Here is a 23,683-nt window from a genome sequence, read left to right as displayed (position 1 = left end):
ATAGTGCTAATTCAAGCTTTCGCTCTATTACTTAGAATAAGTTGAAAATTTTTCCCAGCGCCTATATAAGACAATAAAGACACATCTTCTTCCATCACCATTCCAACAACATTTACTTTCTTATCTTCAGGCAAATCATTTATAACAATTTGCATTTCGCCAGCATATCTACCGTACAATTCATTATCAATTGTAATACTGCCTCGTTTTCTTGAAATTGTATTCATCGGCTGTAATACAACTTTATTTTCTTCGCGCGATTCTACAGAACGAATGGCATCACGAGCTGGATCAAGCCGATTCGTATGCACTTTCTCTACCACTTTCAATACTTCCATTTCATTTGTAAATGGCTCATATCGCAGCGGAATAATCCCATTACTCGCCATCGCGATTTCTTGTACACTTTCTAGACTCGCGCTTATGTCTCCAATTAGCACTTTATCGACGTCACACTCTTGAACAAGTTCTAAATACGCTTCAAGCGGACGCATATAGCGGTGCTTTTCTAACGTTGGTAAACCTTCATATAAAGGACCTCGTTTTTCACCATCTCCCGGAATAAATGCCATCGTTTTTATTCCGCAATCATGTAAATACTTATTTTGTTTTTGTAAAAATGACTTTGCTAGTCCTGTTTCTGGACGCGGGTAAAAATTATGCCACGCTTCTACACGATCTACTCGTATATTTTCCGCAATTAACTCTTTCCAAAATGATTCTGTAATCGTACTTGCGTTTAACGCTACCTTCATCTTATGAGATACACTCGCAATTTCTTTGGGCGCGATGCCGTAATCCATTCGTAAACCAGTAATGCCCCACTCCAATAATTCTTCCACATTTTCATACGTTATTCCTAAATGATGTAACGACTTTGGAGAGACATCGACCATTAATTCCATTTCATTTTCGAGAGCTTGTTTCCCAAGTATTTGAATTAACTCTTTATACGTATTCGGATCATCTTCTGGAATGTGAAGAGATGTAAAAATAGATGAAAATCCGTTTTCTTTCGCTATTTTTAACCATGCTTCTTGTTTGTCCACTCGCTCTTTTGAAAGATAAATTGAAACTCCTAACATATAAATCTCTCCTTCTACTAATATAAAAAAAAGAGAAAGGAATCCCTTTCTCTATATGTTTTCTGCCATTTCTTCTTTAAAGCCGAAGAAGTACGTAAAGATAAATCCGAAAGTATATGCAATCACTAACCCTAAGAAATATAATAAATATTTATTATCAGCAATTAACGGAATTAAAGATAATCCTGATACACCGATTCCGAGTGAAGCCGTTTTCATTACTGCCTGGAATGCACCACCGACAGCCGCTCCTAAACAAGCAGTAATAAATGGTTTCCCAAGTGGTAATGTAACCCCATATAATAACGGTTCGCCAATTCCTAAAAATCCAACTGGCAATCCACCTTTAATCACATTACGAAGTCGTTTATTTTTTGTTTTTACATAAATCGCAATCGCTGCTCCTACTTGCCCAGCGCCAGCCATTGCGAGTACTGGTAATAAAGGTGTTACATGTGTTTGATTAATGAATTCCATATGAATTGGTGTTAAACCATGATGTAACCCGACCATAACGAGAGGTAAAAATGTTCCTGCAAGCACAGCTCCCGCAAACGCTCCACCAACATTTAAAATTGCATTAATACCACTCGTAATACCATCAGATAAGAATCCCGCTACTGGCTGAATCGCTAACATCGTTACTATACTTACAGCTAATACAGTAATAAGTGGTGTTACGATAATATCAACTGCATTTGGCACCGCTTTTCGTACTCGTCTCTCAACTACAACCATAAGCCATGCTGCAAAAATAACTGCAAATAATCCGCCCCGTCCGGGTACTAGCGCTTCACCAAATAATTTTACATTCGCCATCGCCGGGTTGAAAATTAAAATACCAGCAATTGCCCCAAGAACTGGCGTCCCGCCAAATTCTTTCGCTGTATTCCAGCCGACTAAAATACCTAAGAATGTAAAGATACCGCCGCCAATTAAAAGTAACATTTGCAGCCATGTTGCATTCGGGTCAGCACCTGCATTTTTCGCAAAGTTAGCGACCCCATTTATAATTCCTGATGCGACAAGACCAGGTATTAACGGAATGAAAATACTTCCTATTTTTCTTAAAAAGTTTTTCACTGGTGTATTATTTTTCTTCTTAATCTCTGACTTCATCTCTTGCCCAAGATCTTCAAGGTGATGATCTGCCACTTCACCAATTCTGAGTCCTGTTAAAACTTCCATTTCTGCTGCTACTTTATTTACCGTTCCTGGACCAACGACAACTTGAAGTGTTTCATCTTCAATCACACCCATAACGCCTTCAACCTTTTTCAAAAGGTCCATGTTCACTTTACTTTCATCATGAAGCGTTAGTCGTAACCTCGTCATACAATGAGCAATGCCACGAATATTTTTTACTCCCCCAAGTTGCTCCGTAATCCTACTCGCCATTATCTCTTCTTTCTTCATAATAGAATCCCCCTCCCCATAGTTTAAAGTGCCTTCTTCACAAATCCTTTCGCATCTTTTAATTTTTCTAGTGCTTCCCCATATTCACACTGTAGTAATATCATAACGATTGCAACTTTCACATTTCGATTTGCTTTCTCATAATACTCTGTAGCTACTTCATAACTAGCGCCTGTCGCTTCCACAATAATTCGTTTTGAGCGTTCTACCAATTTTGCATTTGTAGATTGAACATCTACCATTAAGTTTTTATATACTTTCCCTACACCAATCATAGACGCTGTAGAAATCATATTCAGTACTAACTTTTGCGCTGTGCCAGCCTTCAATCGTGTTGAGCCTGTTAATATTTCTGCGCCTGTCTCCACTTCCACATTTAGTTTTGCATATTTACTTATTTCAGCATTTTTATTACAGGAAATGCTAGCTGTACTCGCTCCCACGCTACTTGCGTATTTCAATCCGCCAATTACATAAGGTGTTCTACCACTTGCTGCAATTCCAATAACCGTATCTTTCTCGTTTAATCCAATACTTTTTAAATCTTCTTCTGCTAACTCTTCACGATCTTCGGCGCCTTCCACCGCTTTAGTAAACGCTTTCAATCCACCTGCTATAAATCCTTGAACCATTTTGTCATCTGTTCCAAATGTCGGGGGACATTCCACTGCGTCTAAAATGCCTAAACGACCACTCGTACCAGCCCCAATATAAATTAATCGTCCATCTTCTTCAAAAGATTTAATAACAATCTGTACAACCTTTTCAATTTCTTCTATTTCATTTTCAACTGCTAACGCAACAGTTCGATCTTCTTGATTCATACTTTGTAAAACTTCTTTTATGCTCATCTCATCTAAATTCATCGTCTTCTCATTACGATGTTCTGTAGATAAATTTTCTAACATATTGTCACCTTCTTTGAAATTTAATTTCATACTTTCATTATAACTTTAAGAAATTAAAAATCAATATTACTCTCTTATTTTATGAAATTTTATTTCTTTTCATGACAAATTTATGTCCAGCCACACAAAAAAGATGGGTTGCCCCATCTTTTCACTTTAACTTCCGTAACCGCAGAGCTTCTTCTCTCGTCTCCATAAATTGATCTATCACATTATTGCCAATACGGTTAAAAGTAATAACGTATAAAGCATCAATCATATTCAGTTGCGTCATTCGTGAAGCAATGCTTGCAATGCGATGATCTTGCTCTACATCCGGCATACAAAGGCGAATGTCTGCCGCTTTATATAGAGGAGATGATTGATCTAGCTTCGTAATCGCAATAACTGTAGCACCTTGTCTTTTCGCATATTGCGCCATTTCAAGCACATCTTTCGTCCTCCCAGAAGTTGAAATCGCCACAAATATATCTCCCTCTTTTAAATTTGTTACGAGTGGCAACATCATATGAAAATCGGATAGCATCATTGCAGTAAATCCAAGCCTAGTAAATTTATAAGCTCCGTCCATCGCCGGTGTAGCTGATCCACCTACACCATAAAATATGATCTTATTAGCATTTACAATACTATCTGCAGCTTTCTCAAGTTCCTTCTTATCTATCGCAGTAACACTCGCCTCAATTGCAGCTTTATTCACATATGTAACTTTATTAAACAAATCGTACGGTCCATCTTCTGTATTCATCACTGAAAAATCGTTAATATTATAATCAACAATTGTTAATTCACGAACGAGCGCTATCTTAAATGCTTTAAAGCTTCCAATACCGATTGTTTTACAAAAACGTACAACACTCGCCTCACTCGATCCCGCATTTGTAGACACTTCTTTTGTCGTTAAATTTGGAACAATCTCTGCGTTCTCCATTATGTACATGGCAACCTTCTTTTCAGCTGGTGAAAATTGATCCATATTATTTTCAATTTTAAATAGTAATGTTGAAGCTTTCACCATTTAACCTCCACTTCTTACAGCTGCTTTTTATTTCGCATATTCTTCTTCATGGAGATAATAGCCATCATCACCAGGAGGATGATGAACAATTACAGTTCGATTCCCTTTTTTATATGCAGTTATTTCACCTTCAGATCTCTGTTTTTCCCATCCGTCTATCCAAATTGCGAAGTCAGGTAAAAATGCGGTGTACTTATGTTCTTTCGGATTATCCCCTTCCACATAGGAAGAAAAAATAGAAACCGGAAAACCTTTCACTTTTGATTCTTTTCCTACAACAAATGGTATGCAAAGTATAAGAAGTATGACTACACCTATAACTTTTCCCCTCGTAATCTTCATGTATTTCTCTCCTTACCCTAGCATATACGTAGATTTTACCATAATTACAACCTGTTCATGCTGCATAACCATTGCTTTTTTGCGATAAAAAAAAGAGCTTACCTACATCAGATAAGCCCTTTCTATACAAAGTACTTCTTCAAAAGTGGCGGCGTAATAATCGTTGTCAATATAACAACAATGACAATAGCTGTGAAATTTTCTTTCGCTAATAAATTCGCAGTTAATCCATTTGCTGCGATAATAAGCGCTACTTCTCCGCGCGACACCATCCCTGCACCAATACTAATAGAAGATTGTAAATTAAACCCTGTTAATCTTGCTCCTAAACCTGATCCAATTAACTTTGTGAATATTGCAATGAGCGTCATAATGATAATGAACCAAAGTTGACTTCCGATACCTTGAAATGTAATTTCCATTCCGATACTTACGAAGAACACTGGTACAAATATCGCATAAGCAATCGGTTCAATTTTATGTTCTACTTCATGCTTATACTCTGTTTGAGAAATTGCAATTCCTGCTACAAATGCCCCAATAATACCGGCGATCCCCATTTGTTCACTGTAATAAGCAAATGAAAAACAAATAATAAGAGCCGCACTAATTAACGCTTCCGACACGCGAAGCGGGACGAGCATTTTCATAATCCACGGAACAACTTTCCATGCGATAAAAACAATACTTACAAAGAAAATAAGTTTCTTTGCGATAACCAGTGTTATATTCACATCTTGCGTTCCTAAAAAGCTCATAACAAACGCTAATAAAATAACGACAATTACATCATCAAATACGGCAGCACCTAAAATCGTAGTACTTTCTCTCGTATTCATCTTCCCTAAATCACGTAACGTTTGCACTGTAATACTAACCGATGTTGCGCAAAGTAATAACCCTATAAAAATTGCATGAGATTGCATTAATCCAAACAACAACCCTGCCACATAACCACCGATGAAAGGAAAAATAATTCCACCAGCCGCTACTGCAAATGATGATTTTAAATTCCGATTTAACTCTTCTAAATCTGTTTCGAGTCCCGCCATAAACATAAGTAGCAAAACACCAATTTCACTAAGCTCATCAATAAGTTCTGAACTATTAATAATACCTAGCACCGCAGGACCGATAATAATACCAACAATTAATTTACCCAGTACAGAAGGCTGACCGAGTCTAACGCTAATATCACCAGCTAATTTCGTACAAAGTAAAATGACGACAAGTTCAAAATAAAATAACATAGCATCTTCTCCTACTATATAAAGTAAATCTTTTTGTTAACCTGCATCTATGTCTGCACATAGTTTCTCCTTACAACCGGCATTTTATTTGTTAAAGTTTTATTTGACAAAATATTCTGAATTATAATAAAATTAATCCAGAAATTTCAAAAAATTACATACCATAACTGTACCTACATTCACTTACGTACTCTTTTCCGATGGGCTCGTACTATATTCGCAGTTATGGAGATGAAAACTAAAGGAGGAGAGTTCAAAGTGAAGTCATTATTACGAAAAAAAGCGCTTAGTACTGAATCACCACGGCAGCTAGATAGAACATTAACGGCACTCGATTTAACGTTTTTAGGAATCGGCGCCGTAATTGGAACAGGGATTTTTGTATTAACAGGTATTGTAGCAGCAAAACATTCTGGTCCTGGTATTATGCTATCATTCCTTATTGCTGCATTTACTTGTGCTTGTGTAGCTTTTTGTTATGCCGAATTCGCTTCTTCTATACCAGTCTCAGGAAGTGTTTATACTTATGCATACATGACCGTAGGAGAAGTTGTCGCCTTCATCGTTGGTTGGTGTTTAATGCTCGAATATTTACTCGCAGTTGCAGCGGTAGCTGTTGGCTGGTCTGGATATTTACAATCATTGCTTCAAGGGTTCAATATACACCTTCCCGCCATTATTTCCTCGGCCCCTGGAACAGGAAAAGGTGGTCTCATTGATTTACCGGCTGTTTGTATTTTACTTCTCATTACTGGTCTTTTAAGTTTTGGTATACGCGAAAGCGCACGCATTAATAATATTATGGTCCTTATAAAATTAGCAGTTATTATCGCCTTTATCGTAGCAGGCGCAAAATATGTAAAGCCTGAAAATTGGACACCGTTCATTCCATTCGGGTACGACGGTATTATTACTGGTGCTGCCACTGTCTTCTTCGCCTTTTTAGGTTTTGATGCAATCGCAACTGCGGCAGAAGAAACGAAAAAACCGCAGCGTGATTTACCAATTGGCATTATCGGTTCCCTTCTTATTTGTACAGTTTTATACATGATCGTATCTTTCGTTTTAACAGGTATGGTTCCTTATACGCAATTAGATGTTTCTGATCCAGTTGCATTTGCACTACATTTCGTTGGCGAAGATACTATTGCGGGGCTGCTTGCAGTTGGTGCGATGACAGGAATGACAACCGTTCTTTTGGTCGTTATGTATGGACAAGTTCGTGTTTCTTATGCAATGAGCCGAGACGGCTTACTCCCAAAAGCGTTATCACGCGTAAATAAAAAAGTAAAAATCCCTTTACTAAACACATGGATTACTGGGGTATTTGCAGCTTTATTAGCAGGACTTTTAGACCTACATTTACTAGCAAATTTAGTAAACATCGGTACGTTAACAGCCTTCTCATTCGTTTGTTTTGCTGTACTTATTTTACGGAAAACTCATCCTGATTTAAAACGAGGCTTTCGTACACCACTCGTACCTGCACTACCAGTTGTCGCTATTATTTGTTGTTTATATTTAATGCTTAATTTGTCTAAAACGACATGGATCAGCTTTGCAGTCTGGCTTATAGTCGGTTTATGCGTCTACTTCTTCTACTCTAGAAAACATAGTCATTTAGCTACTGAAAAAACAAATGATGAGAAAAAAGAAGCATAAAAAATAGCTCGCCTATAATAAAGGCGAGCTATTTTCACGTTCTATTATGTTTTTTCGTTAACGACTGGAAAATGATAAAGTGAAACTTTAATCAGCGAGGGGTTTTGTCCATCCCCCACTAATTATTAACCCTCACCAATCGGGCTCTTACGGGCAGTTGTCTCCCCACTACCTTCCTCGTATTCACCAAATTTTGAGGTGGGAGTCTTACTGCCCGTTAATAGCGGGAAAAATATACCGATGCAAGTTCGTACATAACCTGCAACTTTTGTATACTTCTTCCCCCTTACTTCGCCTCTTTCTTTTTCTTTCTCCATGCGTTTACACTATCAAAGAAAAAGTTAATAAATAACGTTCCTAATCCCGCTAATAAAAATGTCATTAAAAATAGAACCCATATACTTTTATCTTTTAATAAATAATATCCTACAAGGAGCACAACGGCGATCCATACATATTCAAGAATTCTTTTTAGCTTTTTCTCTTCCAAATTATTCGCTCCCTTTTTCTATACTACTTTTAGTATAACAAAAAAGAAGCCTATCATGATAAGCTTCTTTTTCTTATACCTTACTTGTTGATACTTTTTTCAACCAGTGAAATAGCGTGCTCTAACGTACGATTCATCGTTTCTACCTGTGCATCTTTTACTTTCACATCTTTTAATACAGCTTCTGCAACTGTAATTTTTTGGCTTAATGATTTAGCTGAACCGTCTTTTATATTTCCATCTTGCGCTTTCTTTACTAAAGCTTTTGCAAATTCTACATTCACTTGTAATTTTTCTTTCGGTGTTTTTGGCTGTTCTTCTGCCACTTTTGATTGTACAAATGTTTGGTTTGCTGTTTTTAATTCATTATACGTTTGAACAATTTGTTCTCCTGTACTTGTCATATTCCCAAACACTTTCTTAGCATTGTCATAGTTTTTTTGTAATTCTTTGAAAGCTTCTTGTGAATATTGACCTGGCTTTTCACCAAATTCATAAGTACCTGCCAATACTTCTTTCACTTTCGCAATCTCTTCATATAACGCATTTACTTGCTCTAATTTTGTACGATTAGAAAACTCGTTATATGCTGCTACTACTTCTGAAGAACTTAATGCTTTACTATATAATTTTGCTAATGCAATTTGTCCGTTTAACGGAATACCACCATTTCCGTTGCTGTCTGGATCTGCACCAAGTGCAAATGGCACGTTCGGATGATACACTTTCCCACTAGCTGGCTGACTATTTACTTTTTTACCATCTACATAAATTGCTACTTCACTTCCGTTATACGTTCCTGTTAAATGATACGTTTTGTTTGCTTCTAATTGAACGCCAACACGTTTATAGCTTCCGCCAATATGAGCCCATAATTCTACATAGCCACTTCCTGTAGACTCAAAACCAATTCCACCACTCTCTGTATTTTGCAAAATACCTTGTCCGCGAATTTCATTCATTGAAAATACAGTTTCTAACGTAAATGAATTTGCTACTTTTTCTTTTTGTGCTGCTGAAAATGGAAGATACCCAAATGTATTTGCTTTTCCATTTAATTTCATTACATTTGTTTTCAACGCTTTATCATATTCAATAGATACATTCCCTTTCACATCACCTTTTGTTCCAAACGGTGAGTTATCTTTAAATGTACCATCTAAGAAATTCACATCAAAAACGTCTGCCTTTGGCACTTTTACATTCGGATCAATATTATCTTTTTTCGTAGTAATTTCAGCCGTTAACGGCTGCGCGCTTTCATTGCCAAACGAATCAATCGCAACTACTTCAAGTGTATATGATTTCCCGCCATCTAATCCTGCAAGTGTAAATGTAAGTTCTTTTGGAACTGGATCACGATAAAACTCTGAGAATGCTAATAACTTATTTTTAATCTCACCTGTTTGTTTATCCTTCGCTTGTACACGATAAGAATGAACAAGAAGGTTGTCCACCGCTTGTGGGAATGTTACTGTTGCTGCGTTTTCCGTTACATTTGATACTGACAATTTCGCATCTTTCGCAAAAGATGGCTTTTCTTTATCACGATCTTCTACATGCGTAAATGTTTCTTTCTTTGATGGCAACTGAATTTTCCATGGCTCGCCTGTCCAAGAATTTGTATGGAAATCACGGCGATTAATTGTTACTTCTTTATCATCTACTTCTACTAATAAACCTTGACTTAATGTGCTAGCTCCTGGGGGGATATTCCCTTGTACTTTACCGCCTTCAACTTCCATATAGCTTACAGAAGATGTTCCAACAGACGTAAAGTCTTTTTGATGAATCGATCTCGGATCATCTAACGGATAATGTGAATGACCTGAAAACGTAATTACTTGTGGGTATTCTTTTAATACCGCATTAATTTTTGCACTATCTTTCGTTCCCCATTCTTGACTACCGTACACTGTATCTTTAATATGTTGATGTAAAAACACAAAAATCGGTTTTTCTGGATCATCTTTTTGTGCCTTTGCCATTTCTTCTTTTAACCAATTAATTTGCTTGTCCGAATAATAGCCATGTGTTGTACCATCCTCTGGAGACATAACAAGGAAATGATACCCTTTTACCACTTTATGATAATAAATCGATTCCATTCCTGTCTTTTCTAAGAAACGCTTCTGTGCTCCCTCTACAGATAAGCCGTTCCAATAATCATGATTACCAAGAGAATTCATTCGTACCGCATCTTTATTTGCATTTTCGTTATACACTTGCATGAAACGATCATATTGCTTTACTGAACCCGAATCAGTAAAATCACCTACAATGACAAACGCATCTTGCTTTGGTGCAAGCGTATTAAATTGCTCAATCGCTCGTTTCCAGCGGAACGTATCATCTGTTCCACTATCTTTAATATGCACATCACTTACAACTGGAAAAACGATTTTCTTCTCACTTGGTGCCTTTTCTTGCTTTTTATCTTCCGCTTTAACCGACGCACTCCACGGAAATGACACGAATGCTAATACAAAAACCATTAATAATCCAATAAGTCCTTTTACTTTTCTTAAAGCAGTTCTTTCCACGTAAATCCTCCTCATAATAATTGATTAATTACAAGGGTTATTGTAACGAAAACATATTAACTCCGTTTGAATGACAAATTAATTTTATTAGACTTTTGTAAATATACAGTTAATTAATCATTAACTCCAACATTACTTGTATTATTGTAAACAACCACATTTTGTCTAAAAGAGTATAATCATTCTTTTCTAATGTCCCTTTACATATAATCTTTTCTATATAATAAAAACTAATATAAGGTTTTAAGCTTATTAGACAATCATAATTTTTAATTTTTTCGGCCATTCTTAACACATCGGCCATGCTTTTACATTTAATAATAGTAAAAGAAAAACTTGCAAAGGAGGGGTTCGTTTGAAAAACAAAAAAAATATCGGCTGTTTCGCTCCCTTATCTATCATTTGCCCAGACCCTTGTCCACCATCCCCTCCTCCGAATCCCCATTGTGAACTAGTAACAAATGAATTTGCTGGGAACTTCCTCATAACTAATGACACCATTCTCTCTACTAAAGATGCATCACAATCGATGATACTGTGGCAAAGTGATGGGATACTACTTATATCAGGTACTGTCTCGTTTTACAATAGTACTAGTAGCACCGAAGTAATTACAATTCAAATCGTCGGAGCAGTAACCAATATTTTCACTGTATTTCCTGGTAATACAATATCTTATATGGGTAAAGATTTACAATCCGTCAGTATTATTAATATACAAAGTAATCCTTCTCTATATTTAGAAGGCAAGTACTGTTGCCAATTTACATGTTGCTTATAAAATAAATATTTCATTACTCCCTCTATTCAAAAAAGCATACCATTTAAGGTATGCCTTTTTATGAAATTGAGTAACGTACTGTAATACAAAACTCTCCTTGATTAACAGTCGTTCCCGTCGTTGTAATTCGAACAGTAGTAAAGTGCCTCACTGTGAAAGTACCACTACTTTGCGGTTGTACAGTAATCGTATCGACTACTGTAGCACCTACTAAAAAATCCACTGTAATTGGATTCGCACCTGTATCATATTTTACATAACCTGAACCGTATATTTCTTGTGTAAGATTATTCGTATATACAATTTGAGTACCCGCACCTGTAATTGACCAGTCTGCACATACTTGATCTTGCACAAGTGTTTTATTAGAACAACAAGACAAACTGGAGCTTCTCATTCCCATTTCGATCCTCTCCTATTCTTCTACGAAAGTGAATAGCGTGTCGTAATACAAAATTCTCCCTGATACGTTCCAGCAGGTGTTGCAGGTAATACAACTTGTATACTATCAAAGCGGCGATACGTAAAAGCAATACTCGTTCCTGGGTTTAACGTTTGTGTATCAATTGTATTCCCAGCAGAATCAAGTGCTTCTACGGTAATCGCGCCTGGTCCAACATCATATTTAACAAAGCCAGTACCAATTACATTTTGGTTAATATTATTTGTATAGAGAACATTATCAATTGCTGTTGTAGCTACAGTAGCAGACCACGGACTACACACTTTATCTTGCACATAATTTTTATCTGGACAGCAAGTTAACGCTGACCCTGAGCACTCACAAGACATAGTTGTTTCCCCTCTCTCTTTTATACTCCCTATATGTGTATGTCCTTCAGAGTCTTTTGCCTGTACTATTCATCTATTTTCAAAAAATAATCAAACCATAGCGCTAATGACTAGATAGATTCCGTTCTGTTTCGTTTTTTCATAAATTTATAGATTAATATACCACCTACAACGATAACCACGACTAGTAATATCGGTAACATATATTGTCCAACAACACCCGCTGCTTTTTCCCAATGCGGACCTAATTTCATTCCAAAATAAATATACAAAGTCGTTAACGGGAACATTGCTACAAATGTATATATGCTAAATTTCCATATGTTCATTTTCGCCATACCACATGGAATGGAAATAAGCGTTCGAACTCCCGGGACGAAGCGTCCAACAAATGCTACAACCGGTCCATATTTCTCAAAGAAATCATCTGCTTTTTGAATTTGTTCTTCTTTAATGAAGAAATATTTACCGTATTTCACCAATACAGGGCGCCCGCCGTAATAACCGAGCGCATATAACGTTAATGGTCCTGTCGTTCCACCAAGTGTTCCGGCTAACACCGCAAGCCAAAAATTCATATCTCCCTCGTACACCCAATACCCAACAAGCGGCAAAACTACCTCTGCTGGAATAAACTCAAAAGTTAAAGCTAACACAACTCCAAAATAAGAAAACTGCTTTAAATACTCAATTATATCTAAAATAATTTGCTCCATACTTTTAACCCCCTATCCTATATTCACATTATGCTTTTCTTGCAATTGAACTGGTGCCATCTTTACGATTCGATTCAAAATGAATAACACAATTCCAATATCATCTAAAATACCAATAAACGGCAAGAAGTCTGGAATGAAGTCGAGTGGCATCGCAACATACCCAACTAAAAAAGCAATAGATAAAATTTTCTTCTTTATGGAAACCTCTTTTGAAGTAAAAAAGTCAAATAGGAATGGAACAAAACGGCGGACATGAAATACAACTCTTAATCTACTAATAAGTTTTTTCATTTTCTAGCTCCTCTCTTTGTATACAAAAAGGACCCTACCAAATATGGTAAGGGTCCTAAAAAAGACAATAAGGGGCCTTTACCATTGCTGGTAAAGGTCTCACTAACAACAAAACGTTGCCAATAAAGCCGAGGGTTTCTCCCTGTAATGACGACTTTACTGTAATAAGTTACTCCCCTTTAGATACACAATTTTATACAATCACATTAAGATATTTGGAGGGGCTTGTCAATATTTTTTTCATAATGAAACCTGTTCACATACTTCTATCACTGTTACAATTTGTCTGCTTAATCTTCCCTATAATCTATTTTTAAAGCGGATTACATTTCGGTATCTCTAACCCTGAGGATTGTGCTAACTTCAATAAATAGTAACACTCCTCCCTCGCCATATGATCCGCCATCCTGGCTGATAATGAACTTAATATTTGCTCAGACAACTCTAATTCTTCTACTTCTCGAAGGAAATGCGAGAATAACTTTAGCTCTAGTGAAACGTCTTTTGTAAACTTCTTCAAAGCTGGAAAATGTTTCAGTTCTGCCCGTAAATAACCTGTCATTTCAACTGCTTTTAAATAAAATTGTTCAAAATGTTTAGCGAACAAATCACTTTTCTCCTTCAATCTTTTTTCCACAACATCTAATCCGCCTGAAATAGAACCAGCATGCCCTGCTGCATCCGTTAACCACGCGAGATGATAGTGTAGTTCATGAAAAATGGGCGGGACTTCTCCCCTCCCTAAGTATTCTAATACTGTTATATATTCCTCCACTTCATTTACCATATGATTAATAAAAGTCGGAGTAAAATGAATTACAATTTTACCTTCCAATTGCTTTTGTATAATATTTAATTTAAATGCTCGAATCTCCTCTGCAGCTTGTTCTGCATCTTTTGAAAATGCAATAAAATTTACAGTATGAATTTCATTTAAAAATTTCGTGAATTCCCCTACAAAATAGGTGGCTTTCTGTATATCTTCTTTCTCCTGTGGAGCTAAAGCATCTAGTAAAAACTGAGCATGATCCCCGAGAACTTTGAGCCAAAATTTATGTTCAAACAGTGCGCTTTCTTCATACATTCTATCCACGCTATCCCCCCTATGGTTACTCATGCCTCTGATGAAATTTGAAGCTTATAGCAATCTGGATCATAAAGAGTAATTACCACCCCATCCGCATGCTGTTCTTCCGCAAAAGATATTTTGTAAAACTGTAATTTTCTCTTTACTTTTTCCATATCAAGAATTGAAAAGGTTATTAATTCACACGAAGAATTAGCAACCTTCTCTCGCCCTCGTAAATTCCGATTTACCACAAAACAAATTCTCGTTGAACCAACATCATACCAAACACCTGTTACACGTAATTGTGGTCTCTCCTCGCTCGGTTTAAAACCTAAAATTCCTTCATAAAAATATAATGTTTCCTTTAAGTTTTTGGATTCTAATACAATGCATGTTGTAATACTTCCCATCCGCACTCCCCCTGTCTCTATTAGTTTTCTATATGAGTCATAATTTGCAATTATGTACGAATATAATACGTAGTGATGAATATTTCATTTATAAAGGAGGCGTGTAACATGGATAAATTCATGAAATCCTACATACCTTATCATGGTCCAAACGATCCTTGTCCTCCAATTGGAAAGAAATATTATTCAACTCCCCCGCACCTATATATGGGTTTTCAACCAACTAATTTACCCCAATTCACACCAAAAGAAGCTTTAAGAAAAGGGACTTTATGGCCTGCTTTTTATGATTATTATGAAAATCCTTACAAAAAAGGACGGTGAATAAAAACGTGACACAAACATTGCCTGATGAATATTACAAATGGATTGAAGAGCTGCAAGAATTAGACTTTGTATTAGTTGAACTTACTCTCTATTTAGATACGCATCCCGACGATACTGCAGCTATAAATCAATTCAACGATTTTTCTTATAAACGAAGAGTATTAAAACAAAAAATTGAAGAAAGATACGGACCACTTCAGCAGTTTGGAAACAGTTATTCTAACGCTCCATGGGAATGGAGCAAAGGCCCTTGGCCATGGCAAATATAAAGTGAAACTTTAATCAGTAGGGGTTTTGTTCATCCCCCACTGATTATTAGCCTTCACCAATCGAGCGTTTACGGGCAGCAGGGCTTCCACCCAACTTCTTTGCCCCAGCCGAATTTTGAGGTGGGAGTCTTACTGCCCGCAAATAGTGGGATAAAGGAGAGAAACTATGTGGATTTATGAAAAAAAATTACAATATCCTGTTAAAGTGAGTACTTGTAATCCAGCACTCGCAAGATTATTAGTTGAACAGTACGGTGGTGCGGACGGCGAACTAGCTGCTGCTCTTCGCTACTTAAATCAGCGTTATACTATTCCTGACAAAGTCGTTGGCTTACTAACTGATATTGGTACAGAAGAGTTCGCCCATTTAGAAATGATTGCTACAATGATTTATAAATTAACAAAAGATGCAACACCTGAACAAATGAAAGCTGCCGGATTAGACGCGCATTATGCGAATCATGACAGCGCTTTGTTTTATCATAATGCAGGTGGTGTTCCTTTTACTGCCACTTACATTCAAGCGAAAGGAGATCCTATCGCAGATTTATACGAGGATATTGCAGCTGAAGAAAAAGCACGAGCGACTTATCAATGGCTAATTGATTTATCAGACGATCCCGATATAAATGATAGCTTACGCTTTTTACGCGAACGAGAAATTGTCCATTCTCAACGTTTCCGAGAGGCTGTAGAAATTTTAAAAGAAGAACGTGATAGGCAAATTTATTTTTAATACACATATCCTAGCGATATGTGTTTTTTTACGTTAAAAGTCAAATCCTTCCTTCATTAACATATAAATAGTATATTTATTCAATTTTACGCATTATTTTAAAATATTTTTAAAATTCCCTCTTGCTTTCTAGTCATCAGACCTTTAAAATAATAACAGTCACTCGACAAATTATTTGAATTTTCGACAAAAACACTCATTAGGAGGATTTTCTTTATATGCGTACAACTTTAAAACCAGCGCAAATACTTTCGATTAGTTTATTGCTATTCGCAGTTTTCTTCGGTGCTGGTAATATGATTTTCCCGCCCCTTCTCGGCCTTTCTTCCGGAGAAAACATGTGGATTTCCATTACAGGATTTATTATTACAGATGTCGGTTTATCTTTACTTGCTATCGTCGCTGTTGCCCTTGCCGGTGGTAGTTTTAATACTTTAGCAAGCCGTGTTCATCCAAAATTCGCAGCAGTATTCGCTATCATTATTTATCTTTCAATCGGCCCACTATTTGTTATTCCACGAACTGGAACTGTATCTTACGAAATTGGAATCGCACCACTTTTCCCAGATCAATGGTATTCTATGTTAGTTTTTAGCGCTATTTTCTTTACAGTCGTTTACTTCCTATCATTAAATCCATCCAAATTAGTAGATCATATCGGTAAAATATTAACGCCAATTTTACTTGTAATTATTGCAATTATGGCAACAAAAGCAATTCTTTCACCAGGATCATTCGCTGAGCCTATCGGTGACTACAAAGACATCCCGTTTTTCAAAGGATTTCTTGAAGGATTTTTAACTTTAGATGCAATTGGAGCACTCGTATTATCAACGATTGTTGTAAATGCAATTCGTCAAAACGGTATACAAGATAAGAAATCGATTGCGAAATATACAATTATTTGCGGAAGCATTGCTGCCCTATTCTTAACAATTGTTTATTTCTTACTCGGTTATATTGGCGCTTCAAACGGAAACTTAGGACAATTCGAAAACGGTGGTCAGCTATTAGCTACTATTATGTATCAATTCTTTGGGACAAGCGGTAATGTTTTATTAAGTATCGCAATTATTTTCGCTTGTTTAACGACTGCAATCGGTGTTGTAAGTGCATTCGCAAACTATTTCGCAACAGTGTTAACGAATGTTTCATACAAGAAACTGGTACTATACGTTTGTATCTTTAGCTTCATCATTTCAAACTTAGGCTTAAGCTTATTAATTAAAATTACATTACCTGTATTAATTATTTTATATCCAATTACCATCATTTTAATTTTCGTATCATTTATTGATAAATATACGAAACGTAAACCTTCTGTCTATATCGGAGCGATGATCGCGGCATTCATTATTAGCTGTATTCATGCACTTGATAATGTGGGAATGATTCCAAACTTTATCGCTAATATCGTACACACTATTCCTTTTTATAACTTAGGAATCGGCTGGATCGTTCCGGCAATAATCGGTGGTATAATCGGATACTTTATTCCGCAAACAGAAGCTGAAGGTGAAGTTTCTGCAAAATAGAAAGAAGCAAGCATTGATTATGCTTGCTTCTTTTTTATTTTCACATCGTATGTTTAAACGTAAATAGCTCTTCTTTTGACTGCACAGCAGGTTGTTCCTTTTCTACATCTGTCTTCTTTATCTCACCGCCTAACCTTACTTTCATCATCGCTTCTTCTATGCTTTTCACAATCATATTTCCTGAAAAGATAGTAAGTCCAAAAAATGTAATTGGAACGAGAGGAATCCACGGATGCACTGTTAATGATCTAAAATAAACTCCAATTAAACCTGACCATTCATGTGTGTAAGAGTCTATTTCTTCTACCGGTCCTAAAAACTTAACAGTTCCGCCAAAGAATACTTCCAGTAACCCTAAGTGCAGTAAAATAGTAAGAGTCTGCGTAAACTGCTGAAGAAATACAAGTATAAACGTCATATATAGGTGCGGAAAAATATGCTTTATAACAATATGTCTTCTTGATCCACCTAATATGCGCGCGGCATCAATAAATTCTTCCGTTTGTAATTTACGAACTTCCTTCGCAACATACAGTGCAATAACTGGCATCACAAGCATTACAAGTAATACAACTTGAAACGAAGCCCTTTCAAAAAAAGTTGTTGTTTCCTCTCCACTTCCAAATCTATTCACAGATTGAAGAAAGAAATACGCAATCATAACCGTCGGAATAACTGTGAAACTATCAAAAAAAGCCTCAATCTTTGAAAAGCCTCTTTTTATATATGTTCCGAGTACAACACCGAAAAACACACCTATTACCATTCTAAGTGCCGCAATTAAAATAGATATACCAATCGTCCACTTCGCGCCTTCAATGACTAAATGTAAAAGGTCATATCCTTTCCGGTCTGTCCCGAGTAAAAATTGTAATGAAGGTGAAAATGGTGGCACTTCTGGGTTTCCTGACGCATCATATTGCAGTGTAACTTTTTTAATCTGTCCATCATTCCATATCATATTTCCGATGCTCAAAAGAACTAATATGAGAAGAAACCCAATGCTTATCCAAAACCTTTTATCGCGTTTTATATACGTCCACATATTATAATCTCTCCTTCATCGCAGCTGGAATGAGATAATGAAACAATTTGAATAAAATAAAAATCGGAATATAAATAAGCAGCACACTAACGATGAAAACCTCAACCCTAATACCCTCATACGATTTCAAAAACATAAAAATACCACCCGTATTAAAAATCCATTCTATAATATATAAATTAGATAACATAAAAAAAACATTCGTTTTCGCAAAGAAAAGTGTACTAAGCAACACATTTCGTAAAATATGACGATTTAAAATATGAAAACGATCCAGCCCTTTCGCCTTAGCAAATAGTACATAATCTTTTTCCAGCTCATTTTCAAAACGAAGCACTAACATTTTTACAAACATAATCGTAGTCGGTATACTCAAACAAAATATTGGCAATCCTCTAATCGACTCGCCTCCGATTGACGCAATTTGAAAAGGTAAAAAACCTGTTTGTTTAAAAAACCATATAACTAAAATTTGTGATCCTAAAATAAGAAGAATGTCTGGAATTGATTCTAGGAAGATGAGAAATGATTTAATTCGGTGTTGTATACGCGGTGAACTACTCATAATCATATAAACGATACAAAATGCTACAAATAACGAAATGCAAAATGCAGCTAAAAAAATAACAATCGTTTCTTTATAATGGACAAACAACTGTGGAAATAAAAATTTATCTCTCACATATTGCAAATTGGAGATATCCATTAAGTTCGCAAATACTTCTTTTAAACTCTTTATGTACTTTGATACATGCAGCTCAAATCCATAAAATAATTTCGGCAGTGCCCCTAAACAAATAATACCCAAAATCGAAATAATAAATTGAATCGTCACTTCCATCCCATTCAGAAAAACTTTTTTGACCACATTTTCCCTTCTCTCTATATATAATTTACCCTCTAATTTTATTCTTAATTTTCTGAATTGTAAATATTTTAAACGTAAAAAAATCGCTAGGTTATGATCCTAGCGATTCTTTATGCACATGCTCTTCTCTTTTCGCAAACGGCATATACAAAATGAAACATCCAATAAGCGCTGCAATTTCTAATGAAATAATATAATAAGGATACGGCCCTAGCATATCGAGTAATGAAGCAGTTTCTGGCTTATGAGCTAAAAACATATAATTACCGCCCGTTTTATAATTCACGAATGAAACGATTGGAATTACTATGTTTAAAAATATCATCGTACGCTTAATCGATTGCAAGGTCGGTCTATATCCTTCTACCCACGTCATAAAGAGCGGTGCCCAAATGAGTAATACATGTGCAATGAAGAATTCTATAAAGCGAAAATGTGGAAAAGCGTATTGCAAGTTTGGCGTTAAAATAGCTTGTGATGCACCGATAATTCCTGTAAAAAACACAATCTCATATATTCTATAACTTTTCGTTACAATCATAATCGATGCTAACAATAAACTTATCGTACATAACTCAAATGGTAATGAAGTGCCTAGCTCAAAAATACCCGCTTTCCATTCCCACATATGAAGTCCAATCTCACTTCCTACAAATAGAAATGCAATCGCATATCGAACCGTTATATTCCACTCACTTTGACGTAATACATCTTGGTATTGATACAGAAAAATTATCCCCACCAACACAATAAATAATATAATGGCATGTTGTCTTGAGTATGGAATAAATGGTTTTAATGGATACGCACTAAAATAAGCTTCCATCTTCCTTCCTCCTCTCCTTCATACAATATTATTGTAAGAAAGAAACAACGAGTCAATTCATCTGCTTAAAGCATAAGTTTCACTAGGACAACCTCTACCTTACATTTGCATATCCATACCTTACAAAACTGTAAGGTTATTGTAAGCTAAAACGATTTGTCAGATTCTTCACCTCTTCTATACTTAATGTAGATACTAAAACGAACGAAAAGGTGATAAATAGATGAAGAAGAAAAATAAAGTGTTAATTACTAGTGTAGTAGCAATCGGAATTGCAGCTGGATCATATTTTGCTTTAGCTGGCGGTAGTTCAGAAGTAGCAATGGCATATGGCGGTTATAAAGTTACGGAAAAACAAATTGAAAATGCACAAAAATTTGGCGGCGAAGTTATTCCAAATGGAATTGAAACAATTTCATTCGATCCAACAAAAGGTACGTATGAATTAGCTGTTAAAAAAGGTGATGAAGTAAAAAAAGGTCAGCTTCTGTTTAAATATAATGACCCTACCGCTAAACAAGGTGTAACGGAAGCAGAAATGCAGAAGAAAATCGCACAAAAAGAAGTAACATTATATCAAAAACAAATTGATGCAGCGAAACAAAAATTACAAAAAGATAAAAATGCCGGCCTTCCTCAGGAAGCATTAAAAGCATCGGAAATCGAAGTGCAACAATTAGAATCACAACTTGAAATGAAGAAGTTTGAAGTAGAAAAAGCTGATGAAATGATTAAAGTAGCAAAAGAGAAAGTAAACACACTTTCTGTAACAAGCCCTGCTGATGGTGTAATTGACGATATCGTAAAAACTGCTGATGAAAAAACAGGTATGAGTGGCATTACTCTTCGTCACGCTGGTCAATTTAAAGTAAAAGGTCAACTTTCTGAATATGAACTTGCTAGTATGAAGGTTGGGCAAGAAGTAACTGTTTCATCAAAAACGGTCGCTGGTAAGACTTGGACAGGGAAAGTAACAGAAATCGGTTCTACACCATTAAAGAGCATGGACGAAAATAAAACTGTTTCTAACTATCAATTCACTGTCACATTAGATAATAGTGAAGAATTACAAAACGGCTTCCACGTTTACGTAACAAGTAAATCTGGCGAAGCAACTGGTACGATTGTTCCGAAAAGCAGTATTGTGAAAAAAGGTGACAAAAATGTTGTCTTCGTTGTAAAAGATGGTAAAGCGAAAGAACAAGCGGTTACTGTTGAATTCGAGACAGATAGCGAAGCAAAAGTTTCTGGAGTGAAAAAAGGAGAGCAAATTATCTCTAAACCTGAAAAAGACTTAAAAGATGGTATGGAGGTTGTCGTTGAATGATTAACTTAAAAGGCATCACGAAATCCTTTCAAAACGGTGCAGAATCAGTTCAAATATTACATGGAATTGATGTAACACTGAACCAAGGAGAATTCACTTCTATTATGGGACCATCTGGTTCTGGTAAATCAACATTAATGAACATTATCGGTTGCTTAGATAAACCAACGACAGGTACGTACGAACTAGCTGGTCAAAACATTTCAAACATGTCTGAGACAGAACTTGCACACGTTCGTAATAAAGAGATCGGATTCATATTCCAAAACTTTATGTTACTACCAAGACTTACAGCACTACAAAATGTTGAATTACCTCTTATTTATGCAGGTGTTGATAAAAAAGAGCGACGTGAACGTTCACTAGCAGCTTTAACAAAAGTAGGTTTAGCTGATCGTGCTACTCACTTACCAAATGAATTGTCAGGTGGACAAAAGCAGCGTGTCGCAGTCGCACGTGCAATCGTAAATAACCCGAAATTTCTCTTAGCAGATGAACCGACGGGTGCACTTGATACGAAAACAAGCACACAAATTATGGACCTCTTTTACGAACTAAACGAACAAGGCTCAACAATCATTATGATTACCCATGACCGCGAAATCGGGGAAGCAGCAGCGCGCCAAATTGTAATTCGTGACGGAAATATCGTCCAAGATTGGAGAGGTTAATTTTGAACACGAGTGAAAATATACGCATGGCCCTTTCCTCTATCTTTGCTCATAAAATGCGTTCTATATTAACGATGTTAGGTATTATTATTGGTATTAGTGCCATTATTACTATCATTTCAATGGGTGATGGTACAAACGCAAAGTTTAAAAAAGAGTTAGGCCAAGGAAAAGATACTGAAGTAACGATTTACTACAACAACCCTGATTATGGAACTGATAGTGCCAAAATCACACCTGATATGCTAAAACGTCTTCAAACTGTACCAGGCGTTAAAGATGTTTATCCAGATGTAAGTATGAAAGTAAAAGCATCTTCTGGTTCAAAAGATGTCTCTCTTGATTTAAAAGGTGGAACAGGCGCCTTTATGACAGATTCGAAGATAAAATTAGTTCACGGTCGTGAATTAAACGATAGCGAATTAAACCAAGCAATCCCTGCTGTTATTTTAAATGAAGAAGCTTTCAATAAATTATTTAACGGCTGGGAATCAAATTTATACACTGACATAAAAGGAAAGCCATATAAAGTAGTCGGTGTGTATGAAACGAAAAATGATTTCGGAATGGCGATGTCAGAAGGCTATACATCACTTGAAAACGCTCCTGTAATCTCAGGAGTAACTGAGTATGACTCTGTAAGATTAATATTAACTTCGCCAGCAGAACGTAAAAGTGTAGAAAAACAAGCCGCTTCTGTTCTAAACGAAATGAAAGCTCCTAAATTTGAGCATAAATTCGAAGCTCAAGATATGGGTGAATTTACGAAGCAACTAGATGAATCAATCGGTATGATGAAAATGGTATTCGGTGGTATCGCTGCTATCTCCTTACTTGTTGGTGGTATCGGTGTAATGAATATCATGCTTGTATCTGTAACAGAACGTACACGTGAGATCGGTATTCGTAAAGCACTTGGTGCAACGCGCGGTAAAGTATTAACGCAATTCTTAATTGAATCTTGTATTTTAACAGGACTCGGTGGTTTCATCGGATTCATGCTCGGTATCTTCTTCGCTTGGATCGTCTCAATCTTTGCCGGATGGCCACTCGTTATCTCAAAAGAACTTGGACTTCTTTCAGTAGGTATCTCAATGCTAATCGGTATTGCATTCGGACTACTACCAGCTAACAAAGCTGCTAAACTTGATCCAATTGAATGTTTACGATATGAGTAAATAAAAAACGTAGGAGTTTACATTCCTACGTTTTTTATTTTATTGAAGGCAAATGTAATTTTATCGACGTTTTGACAAAAATAAGAACCTCTAACTTCTATTATATAAAGTAAAACTATACTCAG

At 36.2% G+C, this 23,683-nt stretch carries 27 protein-coding genes; 9 read left to right on the top strand and 18 right to left on the bottom strand.

Annotated elements, in window-relative coordinates; genetic code table 11:
- Positions 1 to 11: 11 nt before the first annotated feature.
- From MHB76_RS04140 to MHB76_RS04115, 6 genes are all read right to left on the bottom strand, one after another.
- Positions 12 to 1,085: a DUF871 domain-containing protein gene (locus MHB76_RS04140; protein ID WP_078174028.1), complete on the bottom strand. Its 1,074-nt coding sequence runs from the start codon at positions 1,083 to 1,085 to the stop codon at positions 12 to 14.
- 51 nt (positions 1,086 to 1,136) lie between these two features.
- On the bottom strand, positions 1,137 to 2,501 hold the full coding sequence (locus MHB76_RS04135) for a PTS transporter subunit EIIC (protein ID WP_016103814.1): 1,365 nt from the start codon (positions 2,499 to 2,501) through the stop codon (positions 1,137 to 1,139).
- A gap of 23 nt (positions 2,502 to 2,524) precedes the next feature.
- Positions 2,525 to 3,409, bottom strand: a complete 885-nt coding sequence (gene murQ / locus MHB76_RS04130; RefSeq protein ID WP_078174029.1) for an N-acetylmuramic acid 6-phosphate etherase — start codon at positions 3,407 to 3,409, stop codon at positions 2,525 to 2,527.
- A 151-nt stretch (positions 3,410 to 3,560) separates the two neighbouring features.
- Entirely contained in the window at positions 3,561 to 4,424 is an 864-nt protein-coding gene (locus tag MHB76_RS04125) for a MurR/RpiR family transcriptional regulator (protein WP_033710460.1), read from the bottom strand.
- A gap of 30 nt (positions 4,425 to 4,454) precedes the next feature.
- Positions 4,455 to 4,769: an outer surface protein gene (locus tag MHB76_RS04120; protein ID WP_078174030.1), complete on the bottom strand. Its 315-nt coding sequence runs from the start codon at positions 4,767 to 4,769 to the stop codon at positions 4,455 to 4,457.
- A 122-nt stretch (positions 4,770 to 4,891) separates the two neighbouring features.
- Positions 4,892 to 6,019, bottom strand: coding sequence for a cation:proton antiporter (locus tag MHB76_RS04115; RefSeq protein WP_078174031.1), 1,128 nt, complete (start codon positions 6,017 to 6,019; stop codon positions 4,892 to 4,894).
- A 258-nt stretch (positions 6,020 to 6,277) separates the two neighbouring features.
- On the opposite strand from MHB76_RS04115, the gene MHB76_RS04110 reads away from it, so the two are divergent.
- The gene (locus MHB76_RS04110; protein WP_002203335.1) at positions 6,278 to 7,681 is read left to right on the top strand and encodes an amino acid permease; all 1,404 of its coding nucleotides are present in this window, start codon (positions 6,278 to 6,280) and stop codon (positions 7,679 to 7,681) included.
- 286 nt (positions 7,682 to 7,967) lie between these two features.
- Here MHB76_RS04110 and MHB76_RS04105 read toward each other — a convergent pair whose 3' ends face one another.
- The 3 genes from MHB76_RS04105 to MHB76_RS04095 form a co-directional block, all read right to left on the bottom strand.
- A complete protein-coding gene (locus tag MHB76_RS04105; RefSeq protein ID WP_002201657.1) occupies positions 7,968 to 8,171 on the bottom strand; it encodes a hypothetical protein in 204 nt (67 codons plus the stop codon).
- Positions 8,172 to 8,251: 80 nt separating this feature from the next.
- Complete coding sequence (locus MHB76_RS04100; RefSeq protein ID WP_078174033.1) at positions 8,252 to 10,714, bottom strand: LamG-like jellyroll fold domain-containing protein; 2,463 nt, start codon at positions 10,712 to 10,714, stop codon at positions 8,252 to 8,254.
- 288 nt (positions 10,715 to 11,002) lie between these two features.
- Positions 11,003 to 11,200, bottom strand: a complete 198-nt coding sequence (locus MHB76_RS04095; RefSeq protein ID WP_254866011.1) for a hypothetical protein — start codon at positions 11,198 to 11,200, stop codon at positions 11,003 to 11,005.
- Here MHB76_RS04095 and MHB76_RS04090 point away from each other — a divergent pair.
- The gene (locus tag MHB76_RS04090; protein ID WP_254866013.1) at positions 11,112 to 11,495 is read left to right on the top strand and encodes an S-Ena type endospore appendage; all 384 of its coding nucleotides are present in this window, start codon (positions 11,112 to 11,114) and stop codon (positions 11,493 to 11,495) included. The two genes, MHB76_RS04095 and MHB76_RS04090, sit on opposite strands and share 89 nt — an antisense overlap.
- A gap of 58 nt (positions 11,496 to 11,553) precedes the next feature.
- Here the strand turns inward: MHB76_RS04090 and MHB76_RS04085 are convergent, their stop codons facing one another.
- The 6 genes from MHB76_RS04085 to MHB76_RS04060 all read right to left on the bottom strand — a co-directional run bounded on the left by MHB76_RS04085 (position 11,554) and on the right by MHB76_RS04060 (position 14,776).
- The gene (locus MHB76_RS04085) at positions 11,554 to 11,898 is read right to left on the bottom strand and encodes a DUF3992 domain-containing protein (protein WP_002169096.1); all 345 of its coding nucleotides are present in this window, start codon (positions 11,896 to 11,898) and stop codon (positions 11,554 to 11,556) included.
- A 20-nt stretch (positions 11,899 to 11,918) separates the two neighbouring features.
- Positions 11,919 to 12,287 (bottom strand): DUF3992 domain-containing protein, encoded by a 369-nt coding sequence (locus MHB76_RS04080; RefSeq protein ID WP_078174035.1) that lies wholly within the window; start codon positions 12,285 to 12,287, stop codon positions 11,919 to 11,921.
- Between the two features lie 110 nt (positions 12,288 to 12,397).
- On the bottom strand, positions 12,398 to 13,003 hold the full coding sequence (locus MHB76_RS04075; protein ID WP_002159168.1) for a DedA family protein: 606 nt from the start codon (positions 13,001 to 13,003) through the stop codon (positions 12,398 to 12,400).
- A 12-nt stretch (positions 13,004 to 13,015) separates the two neighbouring features.
- Positions 13,016 to 13,297: a YkvA family protein gene (locus MHB76_RS04070; protein ID WP_002159169.1), complete on the bottom strand. Its 282-nt coding sequence runs from the start codon at positions 13,295 to 13,297 to the stop codon at positions 13,016 to 13,018.
- A 313-nt stretch (positions 13,298 to 13,610) separates the two neighbouring features.
- Positions 13,611 to 14,414 carry a DUF2935 domain-containing protein gene (locus MHB76_RS04065; protein WP_078174036.1) on the bottom strand — a complete coding sequence of 268 codons (804 nt, stop codon included), beginning with the start codon at positions 14,412 to 14,414 and terminating at the stop codon, positions 13,611 to 13,613.
- Positions 14,411 to 14,776, bottom strand: a complete 366-nt coding sequence (locus MHB76_RS04060; protein WP_002159171.1) for a VOC family protein — start codon at positions 14,774 to 14,776, stop codon at positions 14,411 to 14,413. Before MHB76_RS04060 ends, MHB76_RS04065 begins: the two co-directional genes overlap by 4 nt.
- A gap of 108 nt (positions 14,777 to 14,884) precedes the next feature.
- On the opposite strand from MHB76_RS04060, the gene MHB76_RS04055 reads away from it, so the two are divergent.
- The 4 genes from MHB76_RS04055 to brnQ2 all read left to right on the top strand — a co-directional run bounded on the left by MHB76_RS04055 (position 14,885) and on the right by brnQ2 (position 17,643).
- Positions 14,885 to 15,100 carry a spore coat associated protein CotJA gene (locus tag MHB76_RS04055; protein ID WP_000357172.1) on the top strand — a complete coding sequence of 72 codons (216 nt, stop codon included), beginning with the start codon at positions 14,885 to 14,887 and terminating at the stop codon, positions 15,098 to 15,100.
- A gap of 8 nt (positions 15,101 to 15,108) precedes the next feature.
- Complete coding sequence (locus MHB76_RS04050) at positions 15,109 to 15,372, top strand: spore coat protein CotJB (RefSeq protein ID WP_000194952.1); 264 nt, start codon at positions 15,109 to 15,111, stop codon at positions 15,370 to 15,372.
- 166 nt (positions 15,373 to 15,538) lie between these two features.
- Positions 15,539 to 16,108, top strand: coding sequence for a spore coat protein CotJC (gene cotJC / locus MHB76_RS04045; protein ID WP_002140479.1), 570 nt, complete (start codon positions 15,539 to 15,541; stop codon positions 16,106 to 16,108).
- A gap of 218 nt (positions 16,109 to 16,326) precedes the next feature.
- A complete protein-coding gene (gene brnQ2, locus MHB76_RS04040; RefSeq protein WP_078174037.1) occupies positions 16,327 to 17,643 on the top strand; it encodes a branched-chain amino acid transport system II carrier protein BrnQ2 in 1,317 nt (438 codons plus the stop codon).
- A gap of 40 nt (positions 17,644 to 17,683) precedes the next feature.
- Here the strand turns inward: brnQ2 and MHB76_RS04035 are convergent, their stop codons facing one another.
- The 3 genes from MHB76_RS04035 to MHB76_RS04025 all read right to left on the bottom strand — a co-directional run bounded on the left by MHB76_RS04035 (position 17,684) and on the right by MHB76_RS04025 (position 20,382).
- Positions 17,684 to 18,688, bottom strand: coding sequence for an ABC transporter permease (locus MHB76_RS04035; protein ID WP_078174038.1), 1,005 nt, complete (start codon positions 18,686 to 18,688; stop codon positions 17,684 to 17,686).
- 1 nt (position 18,689) lies between these two features.
- Positions 18,690 to 19,556, bottom strand: coding sequence for an ABC transporter permease subunit (locus tag MHB76_RS04030; protein ID WP_078174039.1), 867 nt, complete (start codon positions 19,554 to 19,556; stop codon positions 18,690 to 18,692).
- A 91-nt stretch (positions 19,557 to 19,647) separates the two neighbouring features.
- Positions 19,648 to 20,382 carry a YwaF family protein gene (locus tag MHB76_RS04025; protein ID WP_078174040.1) on the bottom strand — a complete coding sequence of 245 codons (735 nt, stop codon included), beginning with the start codon at positions 20,380 to 20,382 and terminating at the stop codon, positions 19,648 to 19,650.
- Positions 20,383 to 20,605: 223 nt separating this feature from the next.
- Between MHB76_RS04025 and MHB76_RS04020 the strand changes: the two genes are divergently transcribed.
- From MHB76_RS04020 to MHB76_RS04010, 3 genes are read left to right on the top strand one after another with little or no spacing between them, the layout of a single operon-like run.
- Entirely contained in the window at positions 20,606 to 21,709 is a 1,104-nt protein-coding gene (locus MHB76_RS04020; protein ID WP_078174041.1) for an efflux RND transporter periplasmic adaptor subunit, read from the top strand.
- On the top strand, positions 21,706 to 22,380 hold the full coding sequence (locus MHB76_RS04015; protein WP_078174042.1) for an ABC transporter ATP-binding protein: 675 nt from the start codon (positions 21,706 to 21,708) through the stop codon (positions 22,378 to 22,380). Before MHB76_RS04020 ends, MHB76_RS04015 begins: the two co-directional genes overlap by 4 nt.
- A 26-nt stretch (positions 22,381 to 22,406) precedes the next feature.
- A complete protein-coding gene (locus MHB76_RS04010) occupies positions 22,407 to 23,558 on the top strand; it encodes an ABC transporter permease (protein ID WP_439823128.1) in 1,152 nt (383 codons plus the stop codon).
- The last annotated feature ends 125 nt before the right edge of the window (positions 23,559 to 23,683 follow it).

This window comes from Bacillus sp. FSL M7-1345, assembly GCF_038006985.1.
GTDB lineage: Bacteria > Bacillota > Bacilli > Bacillales > Bacillaceae_G > Bacillus_A > Bacillus_A cereus_U.
This window is presented reverse-complemented; position numbering and strand designations above follow the sequence as displayed.